Origin of the sequence: Tateyamaria sp., from assembly GCF_039940735.1 — a bacterium.
In the GTDB taxonomy this organism is placed as follows: Bacteria; Pseudomonadota; Alphaproteobacteria; order Rhodobacterales; family Rhodobacteraceae; genus Tateyamaria.
Window position 1 is genome coordinate 104,466 of sequence record NZ_JBDVGB010000016.1, and the last position, 22,160, is coordinate 126,625.

The 22,160-nt window shown below is 55.5% G+C and carries 16 protein-coding genes and 1 tRNA gene; 6 read left to right on the top strand and 11 right to left on the bottom strand.

Annotated elements, in window-relative coordinates; genetic code table 11:
• Positions 1-19: 19 nt before the first annotated feature.
• From ABJF76_RS03355 to ABJF76_RS03375, 5 genes are all read right to left on the bottom strand, one after another.
• A complete protein-coding gene (locus ABJF76_RS03355) occupies positions 20-1,207 on the bottom strand; it encodes a vWA domain-containing protein (protein ID WP_413820550.1) in 1,188 nt (395 codons plus the stop codon).
• Positions 1,208-1,212: 5 nt separating this feature from the next.
• Positions 1,213-1,383, bottom strand: coding sequence for an apolipoprotein acyltransferase (locus tag ABJF76_RS03360; RefSeq protein ID WP_413820549.1), 171 nt, complete (start codon positions 1,381-1,383; stop codon positions 1,213-1,215).
• 34 nt (positions 1,384-1,417) lie between these two features.
• Positions 1,418-2,776: a DUF2927 domain-containing protein gene (locus ABJF76_RS03365; RefSeq protein ID WP_413820548.1), complete on the bottom strand. Its 1,359-nt coding sequence runs from the start codon at positions 2,774-2,776 to the stop codon at positions 1,418-1,420.
• Positions 2,777-2,778: 2 nt separating this feature from the next.
• Positions 2,779-3,237: an N-acetyltransferase family protein gene (locus ABJF76_RS03370; protein WP_413820547.1), complete on the bottom strand. Its 459-nt coding sequence runs from the start codon at positions 3,235-3,237 to the stop codon at positions 2,779-2,781.
• Positions 3,238-3,471: 234 nt separating this feature from the next.
• Complete coding sequence (locus tag ABJF76_RS03375; RefSeq protein ID WP_413820546.1) at positions 3,472-4,311, bottom strand: AAA family ATPase; 840 nt, start codon at positions 4,309-4,311, stop codon at positions 3,472-3,474.
• A gap of 184 nt (positions 4,312-4,495) precedes the next feature.
• On the opposite strand from ABJF76_RS03375, the gene dksA reads away from it, so the two are divergent.
• Positions 4,496-4,918, top strand: coding sequence for an RNA polymerase-binding protein DksA (gene dksA / locus ABJF76_RS03380; RefSeq protein WP_413820545.1), 423 nt, complete (start codon positions 4,496-4,498; stop codon positions 4,916-4,918).
• Positions 4,919-5,033: 115 nt separating this feature from the next.
• Here the strand turns inward: dksA and ABJF76_RS03385 are convergent, their stop codons facing one another.
• Together ABJF76_RS03385 and rocF are read right to left on the bottom strand one after the other, a co-directional pair.
• A complete protein-coding gene (locus tag ABJF76_RS03385) occupies positions 5,034-6,086 on the bottom strand; it encodes an ornithine cyclodeaminase (RefSeq protein WP_413820544.1) in 1,053 nt (350 codons plus the stop codon).
• 23 nt (positions 6,087-6,109) lie between these two features.
• Positions 6,110-7,033, bottom strand: coding sequence for an arginase (gene rocF / locus ABJF76_RS03390; protein ID WP_413820543.1), 924 nt, complete (start codon positions 7,031-7,033; stop codon positions 6,110-6,112).
• A 106-nt stretch (positions 7,034-7,139) separates the two neighbouring features.
• Between rocF and ABJF76_RS03395 the strand changes: the two genes are divergently transcribed.
• Complete coding sequence (locus ABJF76_RS03395; protein WP_413820542.1) at positions 7,140-7,565, top strand: Lrp/AsnC family transcriptional regulator; 426 nt, start codon at positions 7,140-7,142, stop codon at positions 7,563-7,565.
• Positions 7,566-7,578: 13 nt separating this feature from the next.
• On the opposite strand, the gene ABJF76_RS03400 is transcribed toward ABJF76_RS03395, so the two are convergent.
• Together ABJF76_RS03400 and ABJF76_RS03405 are read right to left on the bottom strand one after the other, a co-directional pair.
• Complete coding sequence (locus ABJF76_RS03400; RefSeq protein WP_413820541.1) at positions 7,579-8,040, bottom strand: disulfide bond formation protein B; 462 nt, start codon at positions 8,038-8,040, stop codon at positions 7,579-7,581.
• Positions 8,037-8,654, bottom strand: coding sequence for an exopolysaccharide biosynthesis protein (locus ABJF76_RS03405; protein WP_413820540.1), 618 nt, complete (start codon positions 8,652-8,654; stop codon positions 8,037-8,039). The genes ABJF76_RS03400 and ABJF76_RS03405 overlap by 4 nt, the downstream gene beginning before the upstream one ends.
• 142 nt (positions 8,655-8,796) lie before the next feature.
• Between ABJF76_RS03405 and ABJF76_RS03410 the strand changes: the two genes are divergently transcribed.
• The 3 genes from ABJF76_RS03410 (at position 8,797) to ABJF76_RS03420 (ending at position 18,657) form a co-directional block, all read left to right on the top strand.
• Positions 8,797-8,882, top strand: a tRNA-Leu gene (locus ABJF76_RS03410).
• Positions 8,883-9,824: 942 nt separating this feature from the next.
• Positions 9,825-17,159 (top strand): cadherin-like domain-containing protein, encoded by a 7,335-nt coding sequence (locus ABJF76_RS03415; protein WP_413822507.1) that lies wholly within the window; start codon positions 9,825-9,827, stop codon positions 17,157-17,159.
• A 319-nt stretch (positions 17,160-17,478) separates the two neighbouring features.
• On the top strand, positions 17,479-18,657 hold the full coding sequence (locus ABJF76_RS03420) for a Hint domain-containing protein (protein ID WP_413820538.1): 1,179 nt from the start codon (positions 17,479-17,481) through the stop codon (positions 18,655-18,657).
• Here ABJF76_RS03420 and ABJF76_RS03425 read toward each other — a convergent pair.
• Positions 18,650-19,255, bottom strand: coding sequence for a nucleotidyltransferase family protein (locus tag ABJF76_RS03425; RefSeq protein ID WP_413820537.1), 606 nt, complete (start codon positions 19,253-19,255; stop codon positions 18,650-18,652). The genes ABJF76_RS03420 and ABJF76_RS03425 overlap by 8 nt on opposite strands.
• Before the next feature lie 13 nt (positions 19,256-19,268).
• The gene (locus ABJF76_RS03430; protein WP_413822391.1) at positions 19,269-21,677 is read right to left on the bottom strand and encodes a GcvT family protein; all 2,409 of its coding nucleotides are present in this window, start codon (positions 21,675-21,677) and stop codon (positions 19,269-19,271) included.
• A 232-nt stretch (positions 21,678-21,909) separates the two neighbouring features.
• Here ABJF76_RS03430 and ABJF76_RS03435 point away from each other — a divergent pair.
• Positions 21,910-22,160 (top strand): NAD(P)/FAD-dependent oxidoreductase (locus ABJF76_RS03435; RefSeq protein ID WP_413822508.1); only part of this gene is annotated, 251 nt, incomplete at its 3' end.

The following is a 22,160-nucleotide window of genomic DNA, read 5'->3' on the forward strand; positions in this document are numbered from 1 at the left end:
CGATTGTTGGTGAACAGATTTAACGCGTCAACGCCTTTATACCGCGGCTGAGGCCTTCAAGTGTCATTGGCACCATGGCCGCGGCCCCAAAAATCTCTTGGATCATGCCGATGGAATGGGTGTAGCCCCAGTATTTTTCTGGCAACGGGTTGATCCATAAGTTGGATTGCCACTGATCGCGGGCGCGTTGCAGCCACACTTGGCCCGCTTCGGCGTTCCAATGTTCGTTGGCGCCACCGGGATAGGCGATTTCGTAGGGTGACATGCTGGCATCCCCGACGAAAATGCATTTGTAATCAGGGCCATAGGTGCGCAGAATGTCATGTGTCAACGTCTGTGCATCCCAGCGGCGACGGTTGTCACGCCACACGCCTTCGTACAGGCAATTGTGGAAATAGAAGTGTTCGAAATGTTTGAATTCAGACTTGGCGGCGGAAAACAATTCCTCAACGATCTTGATGTGAGGGTCCATTGATCCGCCAATATCCAGAAATAACAACACTTTAACTGCGTTTCTTCGTTCTGGTCGGGTCTTTACATCCAGATAGCCATGTTCGGCCGTGGCGCGGATTGTGCCGTTCAGGTCCAATTCGTCCGTCGCCCCATCACGCGCCCAACGGCGTAGGCGTTTAAGGGCGACTTTGATGTTGCGGGTGCCCAGTTCCACGGTGTCGTCTAAGTTCTTGAATTCACGACGGTCCCAGACCTTTGCAGCACGTTGATGGCGTGACCCATCTTGGCCGATACGCACGCCTTCGGGATTGTAACCATAAGCGCCAAAAGGCGAGGTGCCGGCCGTGCCAACCCACTTGCTGCCACCCTGATGACGGCCTTTTTGTTCCTCAAGCCGTTTCTTGAGTGTTTCCATCAGCTTATCAAAACCGCCCAAAGCTTCGATCTCGGCGCGTTCCTCTTCGCTTAGGTGCTTTTCGGCCAGCTTTTCCAGCCACTCTTGCGGAACATCGACGGCCTCTAACACCTGTTCGATGCTGATCTGTTCTAGCCCGTCAAAGGCAGCGGCAAAAGCGCGGTCAAACTTGTCGATGTTGCGTTCGTCTTTGACCATGGACGTGCGGGCAAGGTAATAGAACGCCTCGACATCATAGGTGGCCAGTCCTGCTTGCATGCCCTCAAGAAAGGCAAGAAATTCGCGCAAAGACACGGGGACGCCGCTTTTGCGCAGATGCTCAAAGAAGGGCAGGAACATGCGGTTTAAACGCTTAGGGCGCGGTCAATTATCACAGTCGCGATCATGCCCACGATGATAAAGGCCAACCCGTAGCCCGCGGCATATTGGGCGATGTCCAGCTTGTTCCCGTTCCGCTTGCGTGCGGTGAACCCACCGACAAATGCGCCAATAATGGCAGCTACGATGACGATCATTTCCCTTGCCTCTCAATCACTTGGGGCGGGAAGTTCACCCTTTCAAAGGGTTCAGCGAAGAGATTTCGCGCAGCTTGGCCCGTACCGCCCAGTCCGGACCAAATCCGTAGCGTGCCCAACCTAAACTGTCCAGTCTAACGGTGCGTGCTTCGGCCGAGCGACCTTGCAGATCAAGCGCTTCGGCGCGCAGCAAAAGCAGGGTCGATAACAGCGCGGCATTTTCGTTGCGCGCGGCCTGATCGATATGAGGGGCGAGAAGGACCATGGCTTTGTCACCATCGCCACGCGTGATTGCATAGGCGGCCAGTTGGGTGGCGACGTAGGCGCGGTGCAGGCTGGCACCGCGTGTGGCGGCGTAATATTGGTCCGCTGCACGGAAATGGCTTTGTGCGGCTTGTGGATCAGAGGCCAAAAGCAGGCGGCCATTGGCATAATGCGCAAAAGCGCGGCGGTGATCTTTCCAGCCCATGGCGCGCGAGATATCGAGCGCTTTGGCGGCGGCGGCACGGCGTGCGGCCGGTTTTGCGCCAGGGCCAAGGGCCGTTTGGACAGCATCGCTCCAGGCGCGGGGCGTGCGGGTGGCGAATTGTGCCTGAAGGTGTTCGCCGCGTGGATTGATGCGGGACAGGATCGTGGGCAGTTTGGCGGCCACTTGACCGCGTGTCATGCCTGATCGCAGTTCAGGCGAATAATAGGCCTTGAGGATCAGCATATCAAAGCCGGTCAAAACCGTGTGCACGTTGTCGTCGTTAAAGACGCTATCGGGCAGGCGATAAAGGTCATTAAGAGGGCCAAGAGCTTGGGCCAGCTCTTCGTGCAGGCAATCGCGCACCTCTTGAGGGCTTGCGTCATTGGGCAGGAAGATCGCCAGTTGTTTACGAGTACGTAGGTGCGTCCAGCTGGTGCGCACAGTGCGGCGATTTGGTTTATATTCCGAAATATCTGTGATGTTGGGCACAACGAAACAGGCGGCGTGGGGCAGGGCCTTGCGGATCTGCGCGCGGCTTACGGCCTGAATGGTGATGTTGGGCGCGTTGCCGGGGGCGGCTTCGTAAATGTCGATCCCAGCCTCGTTGCGCAGTCGGTGCATAAGACGGCGCAGGTCGGTGCCAAGCGATGCGGGCGGAGCCCCGGTGACGCGGACCGAGATCGGGCCTTCGAAACGTGTCAAAACGGGCAATTCGCGTCCTGATTCTAACTGGAACCCAAGCTCAATGAAATCCAGGGCCAGATCGTTGTTGGACCGGAAGGGCGCGCTGGGGTGCGGCGCGCCAAAGGACTTGATCGGTGGCAAATCGGTATTGTTGGGCAGCGCACGGGTTGGCGTGTCACCGGGTGTGACAGGCACACAGGCATTCAGTAACAACACAAGGGGCAAAACGAAGCGGCGCATACTCATGTCCCCCGCTCGTATTTGATGAAGGGGGTTAATGTGCCGATACGGTCATAAAGTTTGCGCGCCTCAGCATTGGAATCTTGTGTCATCCAATAGACAGATGGCGCTTTTGCCGCGTCAGCTGCTTCGTAGACGGCGGATATCAGTTTACGACCAACACCCTGACCGCGCACAGAGGGGTCGGCGTAAAGGTCTTGCAGATAGCAGACGTTTTCGACGCGCCAGCCATGACGGTGGAACAGAAAATGGGTGAGACCGACCAGTTTGCCGCCACGCTCAGCGACCAAACAGTTAAAGTCCTGCGGGTCGTTCCCCATCAAACGCTCGAAAAGCGTGTCAAAAATGGTTTTTGGGCGCGATGTTTGATAAAACGCGAGGTACGCCGCCCAGAGATCGCCCCACTGAGAGCGATCCATCAAAGATAGAGGGCGCACTGAAAGTGCGTCTGAACTGGTCATTGATACTGCCTGCCTGCCTTTTAGCATATTGGATGCGGGTGTTTTCACCTCTCATCGCGGCTAAGTTACGAAGCATTCTAGGCAAAAGAAAGACTTTTTATCTCTGGGTTGCCTTGGTTGGGGTAGGCAAATGGTGGCTGTGACTAAAATGACCCGCGTCATAATGGCAGGAAGCGGATGTATCGCCGCAGTTGGTTCAACCGCGGCGAAAACGCTTAATATGTGGGCACGGGTCTAACGTTTGCCGCGCGCCATAAAGGCAAGGCGTTCGAACAAATGCACGTCTTGTTCATTCTTCAGAAGCGCCCCGTGCAATTTGGGCAGGCTGTTTGCGCCATCTGACTTTAGGTCTTCGGCGCTTAGATCTTCGGCCAACAACAATTTCAACCAATCCAGCACTTCGGAGGTCGAGGGTTTCTTTTTAAGCCCTTGTTGGTCGCGGATTTCAAAGAATTGGGTCAGGGCTGTGGTCAACAAGGCCTGTTTAATGTCGGGATGGTGGACGGCGACGATTTGTTTCATCGTCTCCATGTCTGGAAATTGGATGTAGTGGAAAAAACAGCGGCGTAGGAACGCGTCTGGCAGTTCTTTTTCATTATTAGAGGTGATGATGATCACCGGGCGGTGGCGTGATTTGATCGTTTCGCCGGTTTCGTAGACAAAGAATTCCATCTTATCGAGCTCTTGCAGCAAGTCATTTGGGAATTCAATGTCGGCTTTGTCGATCTCGTCGATGAGCAAAACAACCTTTTCGTCGGCTTCAAATGCTTCCCACAGTTTGCCCTTTTTGATGTAGTTGGACACGTCATGTACGCGGTCTTCGCCCAATTGGCTGTCGCGCAAACGCGACACGGCGTCGTATTCGTAAAGGCCTTGCTGGGCGCGGGTGGTGGATTTGATATTCCATTCAATAAGGCGCATCCCAAGGGAGCGGGACACCTGTTTGGCAAGCTCGGTTTTGCCGGTGCCTGGCTCTCCTTTGACAAGCAAGGGGCGTTCAAGCGTGACAGCAGCATTCACCGCGATGGTCAGATCGTCGGTGGCGACATAAGCGTCAGTGCCTTGGAATTTCATGTGAGTTCACCTTGTTACGCAAGTTTGTTCATCACGAGGCTTTTACCCAATTTGCGACGGGAATGGGTAGTGACAATCTGTCCGGCCTTCGTTAGACGCTGGCGCAGGGAGCTGACTGAGGCAGTAACCGGAAGCCTCAGGGGACCGCAATATGGCCGAAGTCAGTCGAGTTGAGGGGAAACATATGAAACAGGAAACATTCCTGCCGGACGATTATCGTCCTGCTGAAAGTGAACCGTTCATGAACGAGCGGCAGGTTGAGTATTTCCGCCGCAAATTGCTGGCGTGGCGTTCTGAACTGCTGGCTGGAAGCAAAGACACCATCGAAAGCCTGCAAGACGGCACGCGTAACATTCCTGATGTGACGGATCGCGCCTCTGAGGAGACGGACCGGGCGTTGGAATTGCGCACCCGTGACCGTCAGCGCAAACTTGTGTCCAAGATTGACGCGGCGATGCGCCGTATTGATGAAGGCGAGTTTGGCTATTGCTCTGTCACAGGCGAACCGATTTCTTTGAAGCGTTTGGATGCGCGTCCAATTGCGACCATGAGCCTTGAGGCGCAAGAAAAACATGAGCGTCGCGAGAAAGTGCACCGCGACGATTGATTTGACCTAAGCCAAGGTCAATCACGACAGATTAACGGCGCACCTTTTTCGTGCGCCGTTTTTTATTGGTGGATTGGTCTGTTTGCCTTTGGCAAATACGCCCACCCACCAACCCTTACGGTTTTGCGCGCATCGTCATTCCGAACAGATCACGCGGATCATCCGGGTCTGCCAGCAGATCCAGCGGATGAAAGAAATCGGTTCCTTCGATTTTGTCGCGTACAAGCCGCAGGGCCGAAAAGTCTTCGATCGCAAATCCGACACTGTCAAAGATGGTGATCTGTTTGTCGCTTGTGCGTCCCGGTGTTTTTCCTGCCAGGACTTCCCAGATTTCGGTGACCGGGTGGTCGGGGTCGAGTTGTTGGATGTCGCCTTCGATCCGAGTTTGGGGCGGGTATTCCACAAAGATGTCGCCGCGTTGCAAAATAGCGGGCGCGATTTCTGTCTTGCCGGGGCAATCGCCCCCGATGGCATTGATGTGCACGCCAGCGCCAACCATGTTGTCCGTCAGAATCGTGGCATAGGCCTTGTCTGCGGTGCAGGTGGTTAGGATCTGCGATCCTTCGATGGCCTCTTGTGGGGTGTCACATGACGTGACGACCAGCCCTGTGTTAGCAAGGTTTTGGGCGCATTTGACAGTTGCCGCGGGATCAATATCAAACAGACGCACGTGGGTGATGCCGGCAATTGCCATCATGGCGAGGCTTTGGAATTCGGATTGTGCCCCATTTCCGATCATTGCCATCGTTGTCGCGCCTTTTGGTGCCAGATTGCGCGCCACCAGTGCAGAGGTCGCCGCAGTGCGCAGCGCGGTCAGCAACGTCATTTCGCTAAGCAGAACCGGATATCCGGTCCCCACATCGGCTAGCAGCCCAAAAGCGGTCACGGTTTGTAACCCTTCAGACATGTTTTTGGGATGCCCGTTCACATATTTAAAACCATAGGTTTCGCCGTCAGAAGTTGGCATAAGTTCGATCACCCCTGTTTCGGAGTGGTTGGCGACGCGCGGGGTTTTGTCGAATGCGTCCCAGCGTTTGAAATCGGCCTCTATATAGTGTGCCAATTCGCGCAACATATCCGGCACGCCGACCGCGTGGATGAGTTGCATCATGTGATCAACAGAAACGAAGGGCACGAGCGCTTTGTTTGATGGTGTGGTGTGAGACATCGGTGAAACCTTAAAACAGAGAGTTAAGAATAGGCGCGGGTAGGGCGGTCAAAGACCCGCCGCCCAAAACCTGAGGCGGTCAGATCAACCATCGCTTGGGCTGTGCGTCCGCGTTCATCCAGAAAGGGGTTGAGTTCGACGAGATCAAGCGAGCTAAGAAGGCCGCTGTCGCAGATCATTTCCATGACCAGATGACCTTCGCGGATTGTGGCGCCGCCGGGTACGGTGGTGCCGACAGCGGGGGCGACGGACGGATCAAGAAAATCCACATCCAGTGACACGTGTAAAAGCGCGTTGGCCTTTGAAGCGCGCGCCAAAAAGTCCGACAGAGGTTTGGCAATCCCATGTTCGTCGATATGGCGCATGTCTATATATGTGACGTCCGTATTTTGCAGGGCTGCGCGTTCTTGTGCATCGACAGAGCGCAGACCGAACATCGCGATCTGTGCGTGCGGGATTGGGTGCGGAACATTCGGAAAGCCATCAAACCCAGCACGTCCCGTAAGAAAACCCATAGGTGTGCCATGCAGGTTGCCGGAATCGGTGGTTTGCGGCGTGTGGTAATCTGTGTGTGCATCAAGCCAAAGCACAAACAATGGGCGCCCCACAGCATTTGCGTGCGCGGCAGCGCCATGCACTGTACCAAGCGCCAAAGCGTGATCGCCGCCCATGAATATCGGGAGTGAGGTGGCGCAGGCGGCTTCGGCAGTTTTGGTCAATGCGCGCGTCCAAGCGATCGTTTCGCCGTGTGCATAAAGATGAGGATGCGGTGTGGCGTCATAACCTTCGGGTTGCACATTGCCCGCGTCGGTGACGTGGTGTCCAAGATCGCGTAACGCATCAGCCAATCCAGCGGTGCGGTATGCGTCGGGGCCCATCAAGCACCCTTGTCTGCGTTTGCCACTGTCCATGGGAACGCCGATCAATTGGATTGTTTTGGGGGTCATGTTCTTCTCCTTCCGCGATTTTACACATATAGTTGCGCATTTTGTGTATTATGATAGGGGCAACATTGACCATTATGATTTTATTGTGCGCAAAATGGAGCTATAGATGGACGAAACGGATAGTCGCTTGATCTCTGCTTTGCGGCACAATGCGCGTGCGTCGCTGTCTGATCTGTCACTGCTGCTTGGGTTGTCACGCACAACGGTGCGTGCGCGCATGGAAAAGCTGCAACAGCGTGGCGACATCGTTGGCTTTAGCGTTGTGTTGCGCGAAGATATGTTGGGCGATCCGGTGCGTGGGCTGATGATGATCGCGATTGAAGGGCGCGGAACCGAACGGATCCTGCGTCAATTGAACGGAATGAGTGCTGTGCGTGCGCTCCATTCGACCAACGGGCGTTGGGATGTGATTGCCGAAATCGGCACCGAGACGTTGGAAACCTTTGACGAGGTGCTGTTCGCGATCCGTCGTTTGGATGGGGTGACATCCAGCGAGACGTCTCTTTTGTTGTCGGCGCGCAAGTCAGTTTGACTCGCGTAAAATTTTAACGCGCGCGAAATGCGGCCAGCCAAAGCCCGGCCAGACACAGCGAAATTACCATATTCCATCCCGCCATGCTAAGCCCCATCAATTGCCATGCGATTTCATTGCAACGGACCAGTGGCGCCGTCATGATCTGTTCGAACAATGCGTTCGGGTCCATCGTGTCGACAGGCGCAGACGAACAACTGGTCGGCCCTTGCCACCAGCCTTGTTCCACACCCACGTGAAAACCACCGATTGCAGCCGTCGCCAGCGCAGCCATTGCGCCCAGCAATGCCAGCGCGCGTAGTGGCACAGCATACGCGATGACGCCAATCACGATGGCAATGGCGTGCGGATAGCGTTGCCAGATGCACATTTTGCAAGGCGCATACCCCAACGTCTGAAACACAAACGCCCCCCCCAAAAGCAGGGCGGACCCCAATGTGGCAATCGCAATGAGATTTTGGCGTGTCAGTGTCATAGGCCGATCCAAGTCTTGATTAGGCTGACCAAAGTGGCGCCCGCAAAAATAAGTGTTCCAATCCATACTGTGCCCAAGATGGCGCCCAACAGGACCAACAAACCGTCGCGCTGCAAAAGGCCCATGGCAATGACGACAACGGCGAAACCGGGTACTGTGTTTGTGCCGGGCAATGGCACCAAGATCGAAGCGCTGAAGATCACTAAGGCAATGCCCACAATCTTGTCCAAAGGGGCATGCGTCAAAGCTGACAGCCGCGGGCGGCTGACGGCTTCGATCCGCTTTAACCAAGGGCGGGATCGGTCCGACAGGCTGGTAAGACCTTGAACTGAAACAGTTCGTGTTTTGAGTTTGCGCGGCAACCAAGGGGTACGCCGCCCAAGTGCGATCTGCGCCGACACAAACATCAGAGGCAGCGCAACGATCTGCGGCAGACCATAAAGGAATGGAATACAGCAGGGCAGCGCAAGAATGAGCAGGAATAGACCAAACGCGCGCTCGTGCAGTTGCGTCAAAATCCAGGCCAACGTCACGGCGTCACCATCAGCGTCCGACGCCAATTGTGCAAGCCGATCCGAGATCGCGACGTCCTGCATAAGCGGTGCCATAGGCATGAGTTCTCCTGAAATCTAAGTGACGGGTATCAAATCCCAACAAGGCGTTCCAGTGCGTCGCCAAAGAGACATGGAAAAATTCTCATTCAGAGTGCGACAGCCGCTTGCCCATCCCAAAATCCCAGTGTAGGAGGAAGCCGAGGCCCAAGTGGCGGAATGGTAGACGCAGGGGATTCAAAATCCCCCGCCTTTGCGGGCGTGCCGGTTCGAGTCCGGCCTTGGGTACCAGCCTCAATCACATGCAGCGGATAGCAGCGTTCAAAAATTTGAACGTTCGCATCCCTGTATGGTTTGCGGTCTTCCGCCGACGAAATCCAAGGCGACGACTAGAAACTCTAGGACCGGTGACGTGACGTTTCTATTGTTAGTCGAATCGAATGACTGCCGAATCGATTCGATAATTGAGGCATGTAATGCGCGAATTTATGCCTAATCCAAACGTACCAGCCCTATTGTTTACGCGCCGTGTAAAAAAAACGGCAATTAGGGGGAAGACGAGGCATAATTCCCCCACGGATTAATGTTTCTTGATTAGAAACCGTGCGTTGAATGCTGCGAAAGCTGGAAAGTCCGCCAAGTCCTTGTACTTACGTAAAATTTGCGAAGCTCTGCCGATCGAGGCCTTTTAAGTCGGCGGCTTTATGCCACTAACGGTTGCACATTGTTCAGTTCTCTGATGCCAATTTTCCGATTTCAAGCCCCGATCACGGAGTTTTTTGGATATTTTTTGCTTTTTTTGCGCCATTCCTATCCTTATGTACAGTCTTGCCCAACTGGGGGGCGATGTTTGTTAGGTCACGGGGGCGACCGCACAAAACGTGCCGATAGGTACGGAAGAAGTGTGTTCGCCGTATTGCTATGCAATGCGACCGTTTTGGATAGAGTTCGGATCGTTCCGATACTCTGCCCGATGGTGACATTCGTCTTCCCTTCTTTGAGCATGTGATGTGTCGGTCGCCGAGAACCGAAAAACGTCGCTTTGTTGTATGGGTTACGAGTAGTCAGAGTTGGAGACATAAATGCGAATGTTCGCACACGTAAAAATGCACCACATGAGGTCCGTTCAAAGCGGACCTAGAGCAGGCCTTAGCCGCCGCATTTCTTCAACATCATTTACCTTTTCCGGCCGCGTTGCGCGCCGCGCGCAACAAAGCCTAGGAGCATAAACCCATGACAAAATTAATTGACTTCAATGATCTCGCCCGTGGCACCGTCGTAGACAGCGAATTTTCGGCTGACGGCGTTACGATTTCCGCAATTGGCGGGTCGAACCAAGCCATGATTTTTGACACAGCCAACCCAACGGGCGGTGACAACGATCTTGCGACCAGCAATCTTGGCAATGTTTTGATCATTTCCGAAGACGGCGACAGCAATGACCCCGACGACGAAGCAAATGGTGGCATCCTGCGCTTTGAGTTCGATACGGCCTCTACAGTGAACAGCCTTACCTTCCTCGACATCGAGGAAAGCGCGTGGGTCACGTTCTACGATACAGACGGCAATTTGATCAAAACTGTTGACGTACATGGTGTTGGTAACAACGGCCAACGCAACGTTGATTTCGATGTGGATAACGTTGGCAGCTTTGAGGTCCTTCTTGGCGGTTCCGGCGCTATCGATAACCTGTCTTTCACACCCGCCGTTGAGTTGGATGGCGTGGTCGAAGGCGACAACTCGGACGACGTGATCGATGCAGGTTTTGTCGACGATCCAGATGGCGACCGTATTGACGCCAACGACCAGATTTTGCCTGGCGAAGGTGTTAATGACGATATCGTCGACGCGTTGGGTGGCGATGATACAATCCTCTCTGGCGCGGGTAATGACGAAGTTTTTGCTGGCACCGGTGATGACAGCGTTGAAGGTGGCGCTGGGGATGACGTGATCTTTGGCGACAGCAATTATACTGGTCCTAATGCTGGCACGACCACGCGCGAAGTGTTCAGCTGGGAAGATTCTGGTTTTAACGACGGCGACAACCTAAGTTCGTTCACGCTAGACACCGGATCGGTGGACGTCAGCTTTACTTTGGTGAACCAATCGGCCGCATCGACCACCACTTTGTCTGATAACGAAGTGAATGTGTCAGGCATCGATACAGGTGGCGGCGTAGCTGACGACGACAGCTCGCTCCGAAACCGTTTGCAGGGCGAGGACAACTCAACTGAATACAGATTCGAATTCTCGGACGAAGTGGAAGACGTATCTTTCCGCATCAACGATATCGATGGCGATGGCGTTGTAAGGGTCAAAGCCTTTGACGCAAACGGCAACCAGATCCAAATCAATCTTGAGGGCGGCAGCGAACTGACGCTTTTGAACACGGACGGTGTGGCCGGCGCGGATACAGCCGACAGCAATGGCGGCTATCTGCCACCATCATCCAGCGAATACTCTTTGCTTGTTAACATTCCAGGCCCCGTTTCGCGGATCGAGATCGAGCATGATCAGGACGGCAACGCCAATTCCGGCATCAACATCACAGACATCTATTTTGATGCGCCAGTGGTGGATGACGGTACAGAAGGCGGCGACGATATTCTAGAAGGTGGTGCCGGCAACGACACGATCTTTGGTGAAGACGGTAACGACACGCTTTTGGGTGACGACGGCAACGATTCCCTTGAAGGTGGCGACGGCGACGATCGCATCTTTGGTGGTGCTGGCAACGACACCCAAATCGGTGGCGACGGTAATGATACATTGGGTGGCGCGGACTTCGGCGACGACCTGTTCATCGGCGGCGCGGGCGACGACCTCGTCGAGGCCTCATTCGGCAACGACACCATCTATGGCGGCACTGGTAACGATGACTTGTGGGCGTCAAGCGACGATGACCTTGTCAGCGGTGGTGAAGGCAACGACAGCATCAATGGTGGCCACGGACGTGACACGCTGTTCGGTGATGAAGGCAACGACACGATTGCGGGTGGTTCGGACAAAGACACCATCGAAGGTGGCGACGGCGACGACCTGATCCAGGGCGACGGCAACTTCAGAGATGACACTGGCGCAGACGGCTCCGACTTGATCGATGCGGGCGCTGGCAACGACACTGTTTTGGGCGAAGGCGGCGACGACACCATTTCTGGTGGCGACGGCGATGACTTGCTCCAAGGCGGCGAAGGCCGGGACTCAATCGACGGCGATGGCGGCAATGACACGATCTTTGGCGGCAACAATGCGGGCGTCGAACGTCTGAATGGTGGTGACGGCGACGATAGCATCTTTGGCGAAGGCGGCGTTGACGTCATTCGTGGCGGCGACGGCAACGACTTTCTCGACAGTGGCGATGCCCATGACGAACTCTTCGGTGACGCGGGCAACGATACGCTGCTTGGCGGTGACTCCTATGACTGGATTCACGGCGGAACCGGTGACGACCAGCTGTTTGGCGAAGACGGCAACGACATGCTCAACGGCAACGAGGGCAACGACCTTCTCGTTGGTGGCGAGGGCGTAGACACCATTGATGGTGGCGCTGACGCGGATACCATTGTTGGTGGCGCTGGTGATGTGGTTGACGGTGGTTCGGGTGGTTTCAATACCAACCCTGCTTTGAACACCGATAACGATACGCTCGACCTGACGGGCCAAGGCTCCTTCTTCCTTGATAATGTGACCGAAGACAGCAACGGCAACGGAACCAACGGTACAGTTGTGTTTGTTGACGGCGCGGGTAACCCGACCGGTGAAACGATCGTATTTACCGAAATCGAAAACATCATCGGTGACGAGATCAATCGTGGACCTGACGCGACAAATAACGTTTACAACGTTAGTCAAGATGAAGCCTTCGGCGATGTTGATGGTAACGCGATTACTGAAGACACTGGTGCAGGCGTTGATAGTGACCCAGACGGTGACGATCTGACAGTTGTTGCTGTTGGGGGGACTGCCGCTGGTGTTGGTGGTCAAGTCGCTGGCGACAATGGTGGTCTGTTTACAGTTAACGCGGACGGCACGGTAGATTTTTCCGCGAACGACGATTTCGATTTCCTTGCCCCCGGCGAGTCCACTCTGACATCTGTTCAGTACACCGTTGACGACGGGAACGGTGGTCAAGATACGGCCTTGGTTCGCTTCTATGTGACGGGCACCAACGATGGCCCAGTTGCGGTAGACGATGCTTTGGTTGTCTCTCAGAATGACGTAGATACCGATCTTCGTGACCTGTCTGCGCTGGCAAATGACAGTGATGTGGACGGCGACACAATCCGTATCGTGGACGTCACCAATGGCGACGACACCGAGACGTTTGACGATCCGTTTGGTCCAGCTGGCGAAGTTGTTTCGCTTGAAGGCAGCAACGGTGGTACTATCACCGTAGCAAATGATGGCGCGACATTCTTTGATGCCAATGGCGACTTTGACAGCTTGGCAGAAGGTGAGACCGTCAACACGACAGTCACATACACCGTCGAAGACGAGAATGGCGCTCAGGATACAGCGACAATCACGTTCACAGTGACGGGTACGAACGACGGCCCAGTTGCGGTGAATGACTCGGACGTAACGGACGAAGATACATCCATTACGGTTGATCTTTTGGCGAACGATACGGATGTTGACGGCGATGAACTGACCGTGATCTCAGCCACGGTTCCTGCGGAGCAAGGCACGCTTGTCGACAACGGCGACGGTACGGTCACGTTTACGCCTGCAGAGAACTTCAACGGCGAAGCAACGATCAGCTACGAAATCTCTGACAGCAACGGCGGCACCGACACCGCAATCCACACCATCGACGTGGGTGCTGTGAATGACGGACCTGACGCGGTTAACGACAGTGATGTTACGGACGAAGACACGCCGATCACGGTTGATTTGCTTGCGAATGACACGGATCTTGACGGTGATACGCTGACGGTGACAGGGGCGACTGTTCCTGAGAACCAAGGCACGCTTGTCGACAATGGCGACGGTACTGTTACCTTCAACCCGGCTGAAAACTTCAACGGCGAAGTGACGATCTCTTATGCGATCACAGATGGCAACGGCGGCACAGACACAGCGATCCACACGATCACTGTGACGCCTGTGAACGACGCGCCAGTTGCGGTTGATGATCTTGCAGAAACCTTTGAGGACGAGCCGGTTGTCATCGATCTGATCGGCAACGATACGGATGTTGATGGTGATCCATTGAACATCGGCACGGTCTCGGTTCCGGCGGAGCAGGGCACAGTTGTCGACAATGGCGACGGCACTGTTACGTTCACGCCAGCACCGAACTACACCGGTCCTGCGGAAATCACCTATACGGTTCAAGACGGCCAAGGTGGCGAAGACAGCGGCGAAGCGGTTGTTAACGTTGAAGTTATCGGCGTGAATGATGGCCCACAGGCTGTTGATGACGCGGTGACAACAGACGAAGACACACCGATCACCATCGATGTTCTGGACAACGACTTTGACATTGAAGGCGACGAGCTGAGCATCACAGTGGCCTCAGTTCCAGCCGAGCAAGGCACGGTTGAAGTTGTGGACGGCGAACTGTTGTTCACACCAGCTGAGAACTTCAACGGTGAAGCGACAATCACCTACGGTATCGAAGACACCGAAGGCGGCGCGGACATCGGCGAAGTCATCGTGACAGTGACGCCAGTGAACGACGACCCGGTTGCGGTTGATGATCTTGACACAACGGACGAAGACGAGCCGGTTGTGGTCGATCTGATCGGCAACGACACGGATGTTGACGGCGATCCTTTGACCGTCACAGCAGTGTCTGTTGACCCATCCGAGGGTACAGTTGTCGACAACGGCGACGGTACAGTGACCTTCACCCCGGCACCAAACTTCAACGGTCCAGCCACGATCACCTACACGGTCGAAGACGGCCAAGGTGGATCGGATGAGGGCCAAGCGGTTGTATCTGTTGGCGCGGTCAACGACGGTCCAGTTGCAGAGGACGACAGCGACGTTACAGACGAAGATACGTCTGTCACGGTTGATCTGTTGGCCAATGACACGGACGCAGACGGCGACGATTTGACGGTGATCAACGCAGTTGTTGACCCATCTGAGGGTACGCTTGTCGACAACGGCGACGGTACGGTCACGTTTACGCCTGCAGAGAACTTCAACGGCGAAGCAACGATCAGCTACGAAATCTCTGACAGCAACGGCGGCACCGACACTGCAATCCACACCATCGACGTCACACCAGTGAACGACGAACCGGTTGCCAACGACGATGCCTCGACCACACCATTCAACGAAGCAGTGACCTTCGATGTGGTGGCCAACGATACAGATGTGGACGGCGATGATCTGACGATCACTGATGCGTCCTCGCCTGATGGCACGGTCGAAATCAATGGTGACGAACTGACCTTTACACCCACACCGGGTTTCGAAGGCGACGCTGAAGTCACCTACACCATCTCTGATGGCAACGGCGGCGAAGACACAGCAGTCTGGACCATCACAGTCGAAGAGCAACCGCTTGACGGCATCGTGGAAGGCACAGATGGCGATGACCTGATCGACGACAGCTTCGATGACGATCCAGAAGGTGACATGGTCGACAACAATGATGAAATCCTGCCGGGCGAAGGCCCCAACGATGACATCATCGAAGCTGGCGGTGGAAATGATACTGTCATTGCAGGCGAAGGCGACGATGACGTCTTTGGCGGCACGGGCGACGATCAGATCCATGGCGGCACAGGTGACGATATTCTGCGCGGCGAAGATGGAGAAGACACCATCAACGGCGGCGCAGGTGACGATACAGTTGACGGCGGTAGCAGCGATGATGTGATCAATACCGGCGACGGTAGCGATGAGGTGATCGGCGGCGACGGTAACGACGTGATCGACACCGGTAACGATGATCTTGCGCCTGATTTGGGCTTCCCCAATGACGATGGCACGCCGGTTCCGGGTTTCCCATTCGGCTTTGCTGCGGATGAAAACCCTGACAACGACCTTGACTTTGTTGATGGTGGTGCGGGTGACGACACCATCTCGACTGGTGACGACGCTGATACAATCATCGGCGGCGACGGCAACGATGTTATCGATGGCGGGATCGACGATGACTCCATCACAGGCGATGACGGTTCTGACCGTATCGTCGGTGGCGAAGGCAACGACTCGATTGACGCAGGTCTTGGCAACGACACTATCTTTGCGGGCAACGACCCCGATCTGGGTCTTGACCAACTCAATATCGAAGACGACGGATCGAACCCGTTGTTCCCAGGTGACCCACGTCCCGACAACGGTCGCGACACGGTTGATGGTGGCGAAGGCGACGATCTGATCTTTGGTGCCGATGACGACGACGTCCTTCTGGGCGGCGCGGGTCAAGACACCATCGACGGTGAAATCGACAATGACTTCATCGACGGCGGAATCGGCGACGACAGCTTGCTGGGTGGTCAAGGCAACGACACCATTGAAGGTGGCGACGGTCAGGACTTCATCGATGGCGGCCGCAACGCGGACGTTCTGAGCGGTGGCGCTGGTGACGATACGATCCTTGGCGACAACGGCGCGGATGTGATCAACGGTGGTGAAGGCAATGACTTCATTGACGGCGGCACAGGCGATGACACGCTGAACGGCGATGCTGGGGATGACTCTATCCTTGGTGCGACGGGCGACGATGTGATCGATGGCGGTGACGGCAACGATACCATCGACGGCGGCAACGGCGGCAATGACGATCTGTCCGGTGGTGATGACCGTGACACGTTCATCAACGTCAATGCTGGCGAAGTTGTCGACGGTAACGAAGGCGGTGACGACTTCGATACGCTCGATCTGACCGGATCGGCACCAGGTGGTGGATCGCTGAACATTGTGTTCGATCCAACGAACCCTGAAAATGGTGTGGTCAACTACTTCGACACCAACGGCGACGCCGCAGGGTCGTTGACCTTCTCGAACATCGAGAACGTCATCCCTTGCTTCACGCCGGGCACCATGGTGGCAACACCGCAGGGTGAGCGCCGTGTAGAGGACCTGAACGTCGGAGACCGGGTCATCACCCGCGACAACGGCATCCAGGAAATCCGCTGGATTGGCAAACGCAAGATGTCTGGCCAAGAACTGGCAGCGGCAGAGCACCTGCGTCCCGTCCTGATCCGTCAGGGTGCCTTGGGCAAAGGTCTGCCAGAGCGTGACATGCTTGTGTCGCCTCAGCACCGGGTCCTGATGGCCAGTGACAAGACGGCGTTGTACTTCGATGAAGCCGAAGTTCTGGTTGCTGCCAAGCACCTGACGGACATGGAAGGCATCGACGTGGTAGAAGTGTCGGGAACGACATATATCCACGTGATGTTCGACCAGCACGAAGTCATCCTGTCGGATGGTGCATGGACCGAAAGCTTCCAGCCTGGTGATCAGACATTGGCGTCGATGGGTGATGCGCAGCGCGCAGAGATCATGGAACTGTTCCCAGAACTGGAAACAGAAACCGGGGTCGAAGCCTATACAGCGGCACGCCGCAGCCTGAAAAAGCACGAAGCCAAGCTGCTCACGCAGTAAGGCTTCGGGCCCCACTAAAGACACGACATACATGCAGCATTCCTCGCGATGATTCGCGGGGGACGTAGAAAACGGTGCAGGGGGCTGCACCGTTTTCTGTGTTTAATGAGAGGACGTATTGGGCACTGTTTCCTGTGCGAACATTAATTTTGCCGCATTGCAGCATAAAAGCGCCATGATGCGGTCAGGTTTACCCTTTTTGAGATTTCCCCCCTAAATTCTCAATAGATTTGAATTAATCCTGTCTCAGTAGTGTTGTTTCATAAGGGAATGGCATGACACGACTTCACCATAAGCCATCCTTAAGGAGGCTGTTAAAATGTCGATTATCAATGGAACGTCCAATAACGATACCCTGCCAGGGACCGACGAGAACGATACGATCAATGGCTTCAATGGTCAGGATCTGATCTCTGGTGAAGGTGGCGACGACAGCCTGTCAGGCGGTGGCGGCAACGACACCTTGTCTGGCGGCACGGGAAACGACACGATTGATGCTGGTGATGGTCAAGATAATCTAGAAGGTGGCGCTGGCGACGACGTGCTCTTGGGCGGTCAGGGTAACGACCGTATTGAAGGTGGCGACGGCGACGATGTTATCTCGGGTGATCAGGGTGACGACCAGCTTTTTGGTGGCGACGGCAATGACACAATCACCGTTGGCCCCGACAATGACCGGGCTGAAGGCGGTGCAGGCTCTGACCTATTTAACTTTGACGGCATCGGCAATCATAACATCGTTGGTGGCGAAGATGCGGATGGCTTGGATGTAGACGCGATCGACCTGCGCGGTGTTGACGCCAACCTCTTCGAGACCGGAGCGGAATCGGGCACGATCGAGCTGCTTGACAGCAACGGCAACGTTGCCCGCCGCGTGACCTATTCTGAAATTGAAAACATCATCATCTGCTTTACACCCGGCAGCCGCATCGCGACCCAAAAGGGCGAAGTGGCAGTCGAGAACCTGAAGGTGGGTGACAAGGTTTTCACCCGCGACAATGGCGCGCAAACTCTGCGTTGGGTGGGGCGTCGTGACCTGACCCCACAGGAAATGCTTGCCAATAGTGACTACCAACCGATCCTGATCCGACAGGGCGCATTGGGCAATGGTTTGCCTGAACGTGATATGCTGGTGTCTCCGCAGCACCGTATGCTGGTCACCTCTGATGTGGCGGCGGTGATGTTTGACGAACGCGAAGTGCTGGTCGCGGCCAAGCATCTGACCGGCCTTGACGGTGTGGACGCGGTTCGCACTGGGGCTGTAAGCTACATCCACCTGTTGTTTGATCACCACGAAGTGGTTCTGGCTGACGGTGCATGGTCCGAAACCTTCCAGCCGGGCGATCACAGCCTGCGCGGTATCGGTGCCGAACAGCGCACTGAGGTGTTGGATTTGTTCCCAGAACTGAAAACTATTGCGGGTCTTGATGCCTATGGGTCCGCGCGCTTGTCGCTGAAAAAACACGAAGCGCAAATTATCGTGGACCAGATCAAGTAAGCGGTTTTTTTCGGGCGGCTTCCCAAGCGGCCCAGTCTTCGGGCGTGTCGAGATCTCGGCGCGCCCGTTCGTCTTTTAAGGGCACAAGGTGCAACGCGTCGCCCGCCGCCTTGAGGATCGCTTGACCGCCGCTGTCACCTGAAAGCGCTTTGAAATCGTCAAAAACGTCACGGGCGACGACCATTGGATGACCTGCCTTGCCTGATGGTGTGGCGCAGCGCCAAATCAATGCGTTTGGGTGTGTGTGCATCGCCGTCATCAAGTTACGCAAATCATCGGCATCTACATCGGGCAGGTCGCCCAACAAAATCAACGCAGCACTAACGTCACTTTCAAGCGTCGCAAACAGGGCGCGCAGGCTGGCGCCCATGCCTTCGGCGGCGTCGGTGACCTCGATACAATCTACGGCCAGATCCTGAACCAAGTCATAGCGTGGATGGGGGCGCGGCGGCAGGGCGATGCGGACATCTGTGCTGACGTGCAACGCCATTTTCGCCTGACGGCGCAGCAGTGGAACGCCGTCGATCGCAATGCTCAGCTTATCGCGCCCGCGCATACGGGACGACGCACCAGCAGCAAGGATCAAAACAGGCATCATGTGGGCAAGTATATCACCCGCGCATCCGCGCGCCATCCACATCAAAAAGTGGCGTGGTCACAAGGCGGGCAGGGCGCATTTGCCCCAGAATTTCGATTTGAACCTCTAATCCATCTTTGATGCTTTGAGTGGGCAGAAATCCCTGCGCGACAGACAACTGCGCATGGTGCGAATATCCACCGGATGTGCAAAAGCCGACAACAGCGCCGTCCAGCCAGATTGGTTCATACCCCTGCACATCCGCATCATCGGCATCGACGATAAAGGCACACAGCTTGCGGCCCGTGCCCGTGGCGCGTTCAGCTTCAGCCGCTGTCCGCCCAATAAAGACCGTGTTCTTTTTCCAGGAAATGAACCGATCCAAACCGGTTTCAGCCGCGGTGTAATCTGGTGAAAATTCCGCCATCCAAGACCCAAAGAACTTGTCCAACCGCAACGACATCATGGCGCGCATGCCAAAGGGCGTGATTGCGTGGCTTTGTCCTGCCGTCCACAGACTGTTCCACAGCGCGCGTTGATCCATGGGATCGCAGTAAACCTCAAACCCGAGATCACCAGTATAGCTGACGCGTTGCACGGTGCACGCCGTTTGACCCACTGTCATTTGGCGCACGTCCAAAAACCGCATATCCGAGATATCAGTACGGGTGCAGGCGGCCAGCACGTCGCGCGACTTTGGCCCCGCCAGTTGAAATCCATTTCGTTTATCACTTATATTTCCAACAGTTACGCCGTCTTCTTCATGTAACATGAAATGGCGCATGTGATACGCCTGCGACCCGTAGGACGCCGTCAGTTGAAAACGATGTTCATCCAAGCAAGACATGGTGAAATCACCGATGAGCTTGCCCGCAGCACTTAACATAGGTGTCAGTGACACACGGCCCGGTTGCGGCACACGTCCGGCCATGATCCGATCAAGCCAAGCCCGCGCATTCGGCCCGCTTACGGTATATTTGCCAAAGTTATGCACCTCATTGATACCGACGCCTGTGCGCACGGCGGTGACTTCGCGCGCAGTGGCGGCAAAGGCGTCCGAGCGGCGAAATGACGGGGTTTCAAAGGTAGGTTCATCGCCGGTGGCAAAGTAATTCGCGACCTCTAGCCCAAATTGTTGACCCCAGACGGCGCCCATGCCTGAAAAGATATCATACATCGGCGTGGTGCGATGCGGGCGCGCGGCGGGCAGTTCTTCGTTCGGGTAGGATACGGAGAACCGCTTTTGATAGTTTTCGATCACTTTGGGGCGGGTGTAGCCCGGTGTGATCCAATCGCCAAAGCGGGCCACATCCATGGCCATCACGTCCCGTTCGGGTTCACCTTCGATCATCCACTGCGCCAGCATTAGACCCACGCCGCCGCCTTGGGAAAAGCCCGCCATGACGCCGCACGCGGACCAATAGTTGCGCATGCCCAGCACGGGGCCAACCAGCGGGTTGCCATCCGGCGCAAAGGTAAAAGGGCCATGGATGACGGACTTGATGCCTGCCGTTTCCAGCACAGGAAAGCGTTTGTAAGCAAAGGCAATGCTGTCTTCGATCTTGTCAAAATCATCGGGCAGCAATTCGTGTCCAAAACTCCACGGGGTGCCGTCAACGGCCCAAGGACGCGCGTGTTGTTCGTAAAACCCAATGCACAGCCCGCGCCCTTCTTGGCGCAGATAGCTTTCGCCGGCGGGGTCCATCACATGGGGGTGTTCTGCGTCACGTTCGTAAATTTGCGCGATGTCGTCGGTGACGATGTATTGGTGTTCCATCGGATGCAGAGGAAAGTAAACGCCGGCCATCGCCCCGACTTCGCGCGCCCAAAGACCACCTGCGTTGACCACATGTTCGGCGTGGATTGTGCCTTTGTCTGTGACCACATCCCATGTGCCATCGGGGCGTTGATTGGTTTCAACCACCATCGTATGCGTTTCTATCGTCGCCCCGCCCATGCGCGCTGCCTTGGCATAGGCGTGGGTGGTGCCAGAGGGATCGAGGTGTCCATCAAGCGGGTCATAAAGCGCGCCGATGATGCCGTCGGTGTTGGTGATGGGCGCAATTTTTTTGATCTCGTCCGGGGTGACGATTTCAGTCTCTAATCCCATGAACCGGTGCTTTGCGCGTTCGGCGAGCAGCATATCAAAGCGGTCGCGGTTGTCGGCCAAGGTGATGCCACCCACGTGGTGCAGCCCACAGGACATGCCGGTAATGTCCTCGAGTTCTTTGTAAAGTCGGATTGTGTAGCCCTGAAGGGCAGCCATGTTCGTATCACCGTTCAGCGTGTGAAACCCGCCCGCTGCGTGCCATGTGGATCCCGAGGTCAGTTCTGATCGTTCCAGCAGCATGACGTCGGACCACCCAAGTTTTGTCAGATGGTACAGAACGGATGCGCCAACAACGCCGCCGCCAATCACTACAACGCGGGTGGTGGTTTTCATGGAAATTAACCTTTGCTTCGTGTGGCCAGTCGGCCCTTCGGGGAGAGTTTATTCAGCAAGATGAAGCTGAGGGATGCCATGTACGACATATGTTGTCGCAAAAGGAGTGTGGATTTAGGCGTGATGTGGCGTGGGCTTTGTTTGTCAGCGACGTTCTGTGTCGTGTCCGGGCAATCATGTCGCACGTAGTGTGCGCAGTATGGACATCGATTAACTCAGCAGGGGCTTTTATATGCGCACCCACGCACAGGCGGTTGTTATTGGCGGCGGCGTTATTGGTTGTTCCATTCTGTATCATTTGACCAAGCTTGGGTGGAATGACGTTGTGTTGCTTGAACGTGACGAGTTGACCAGCGGCAGCACGTGGCATGCCGCTGCAAACATTCATGGCCTGCACGACAGCACCAACATCAGCCGTATTCAGCATTATACGATGGGTCTGTATAAAGAGTTGGAACAGGAGACCGGGCAGGGGTGCGGCGT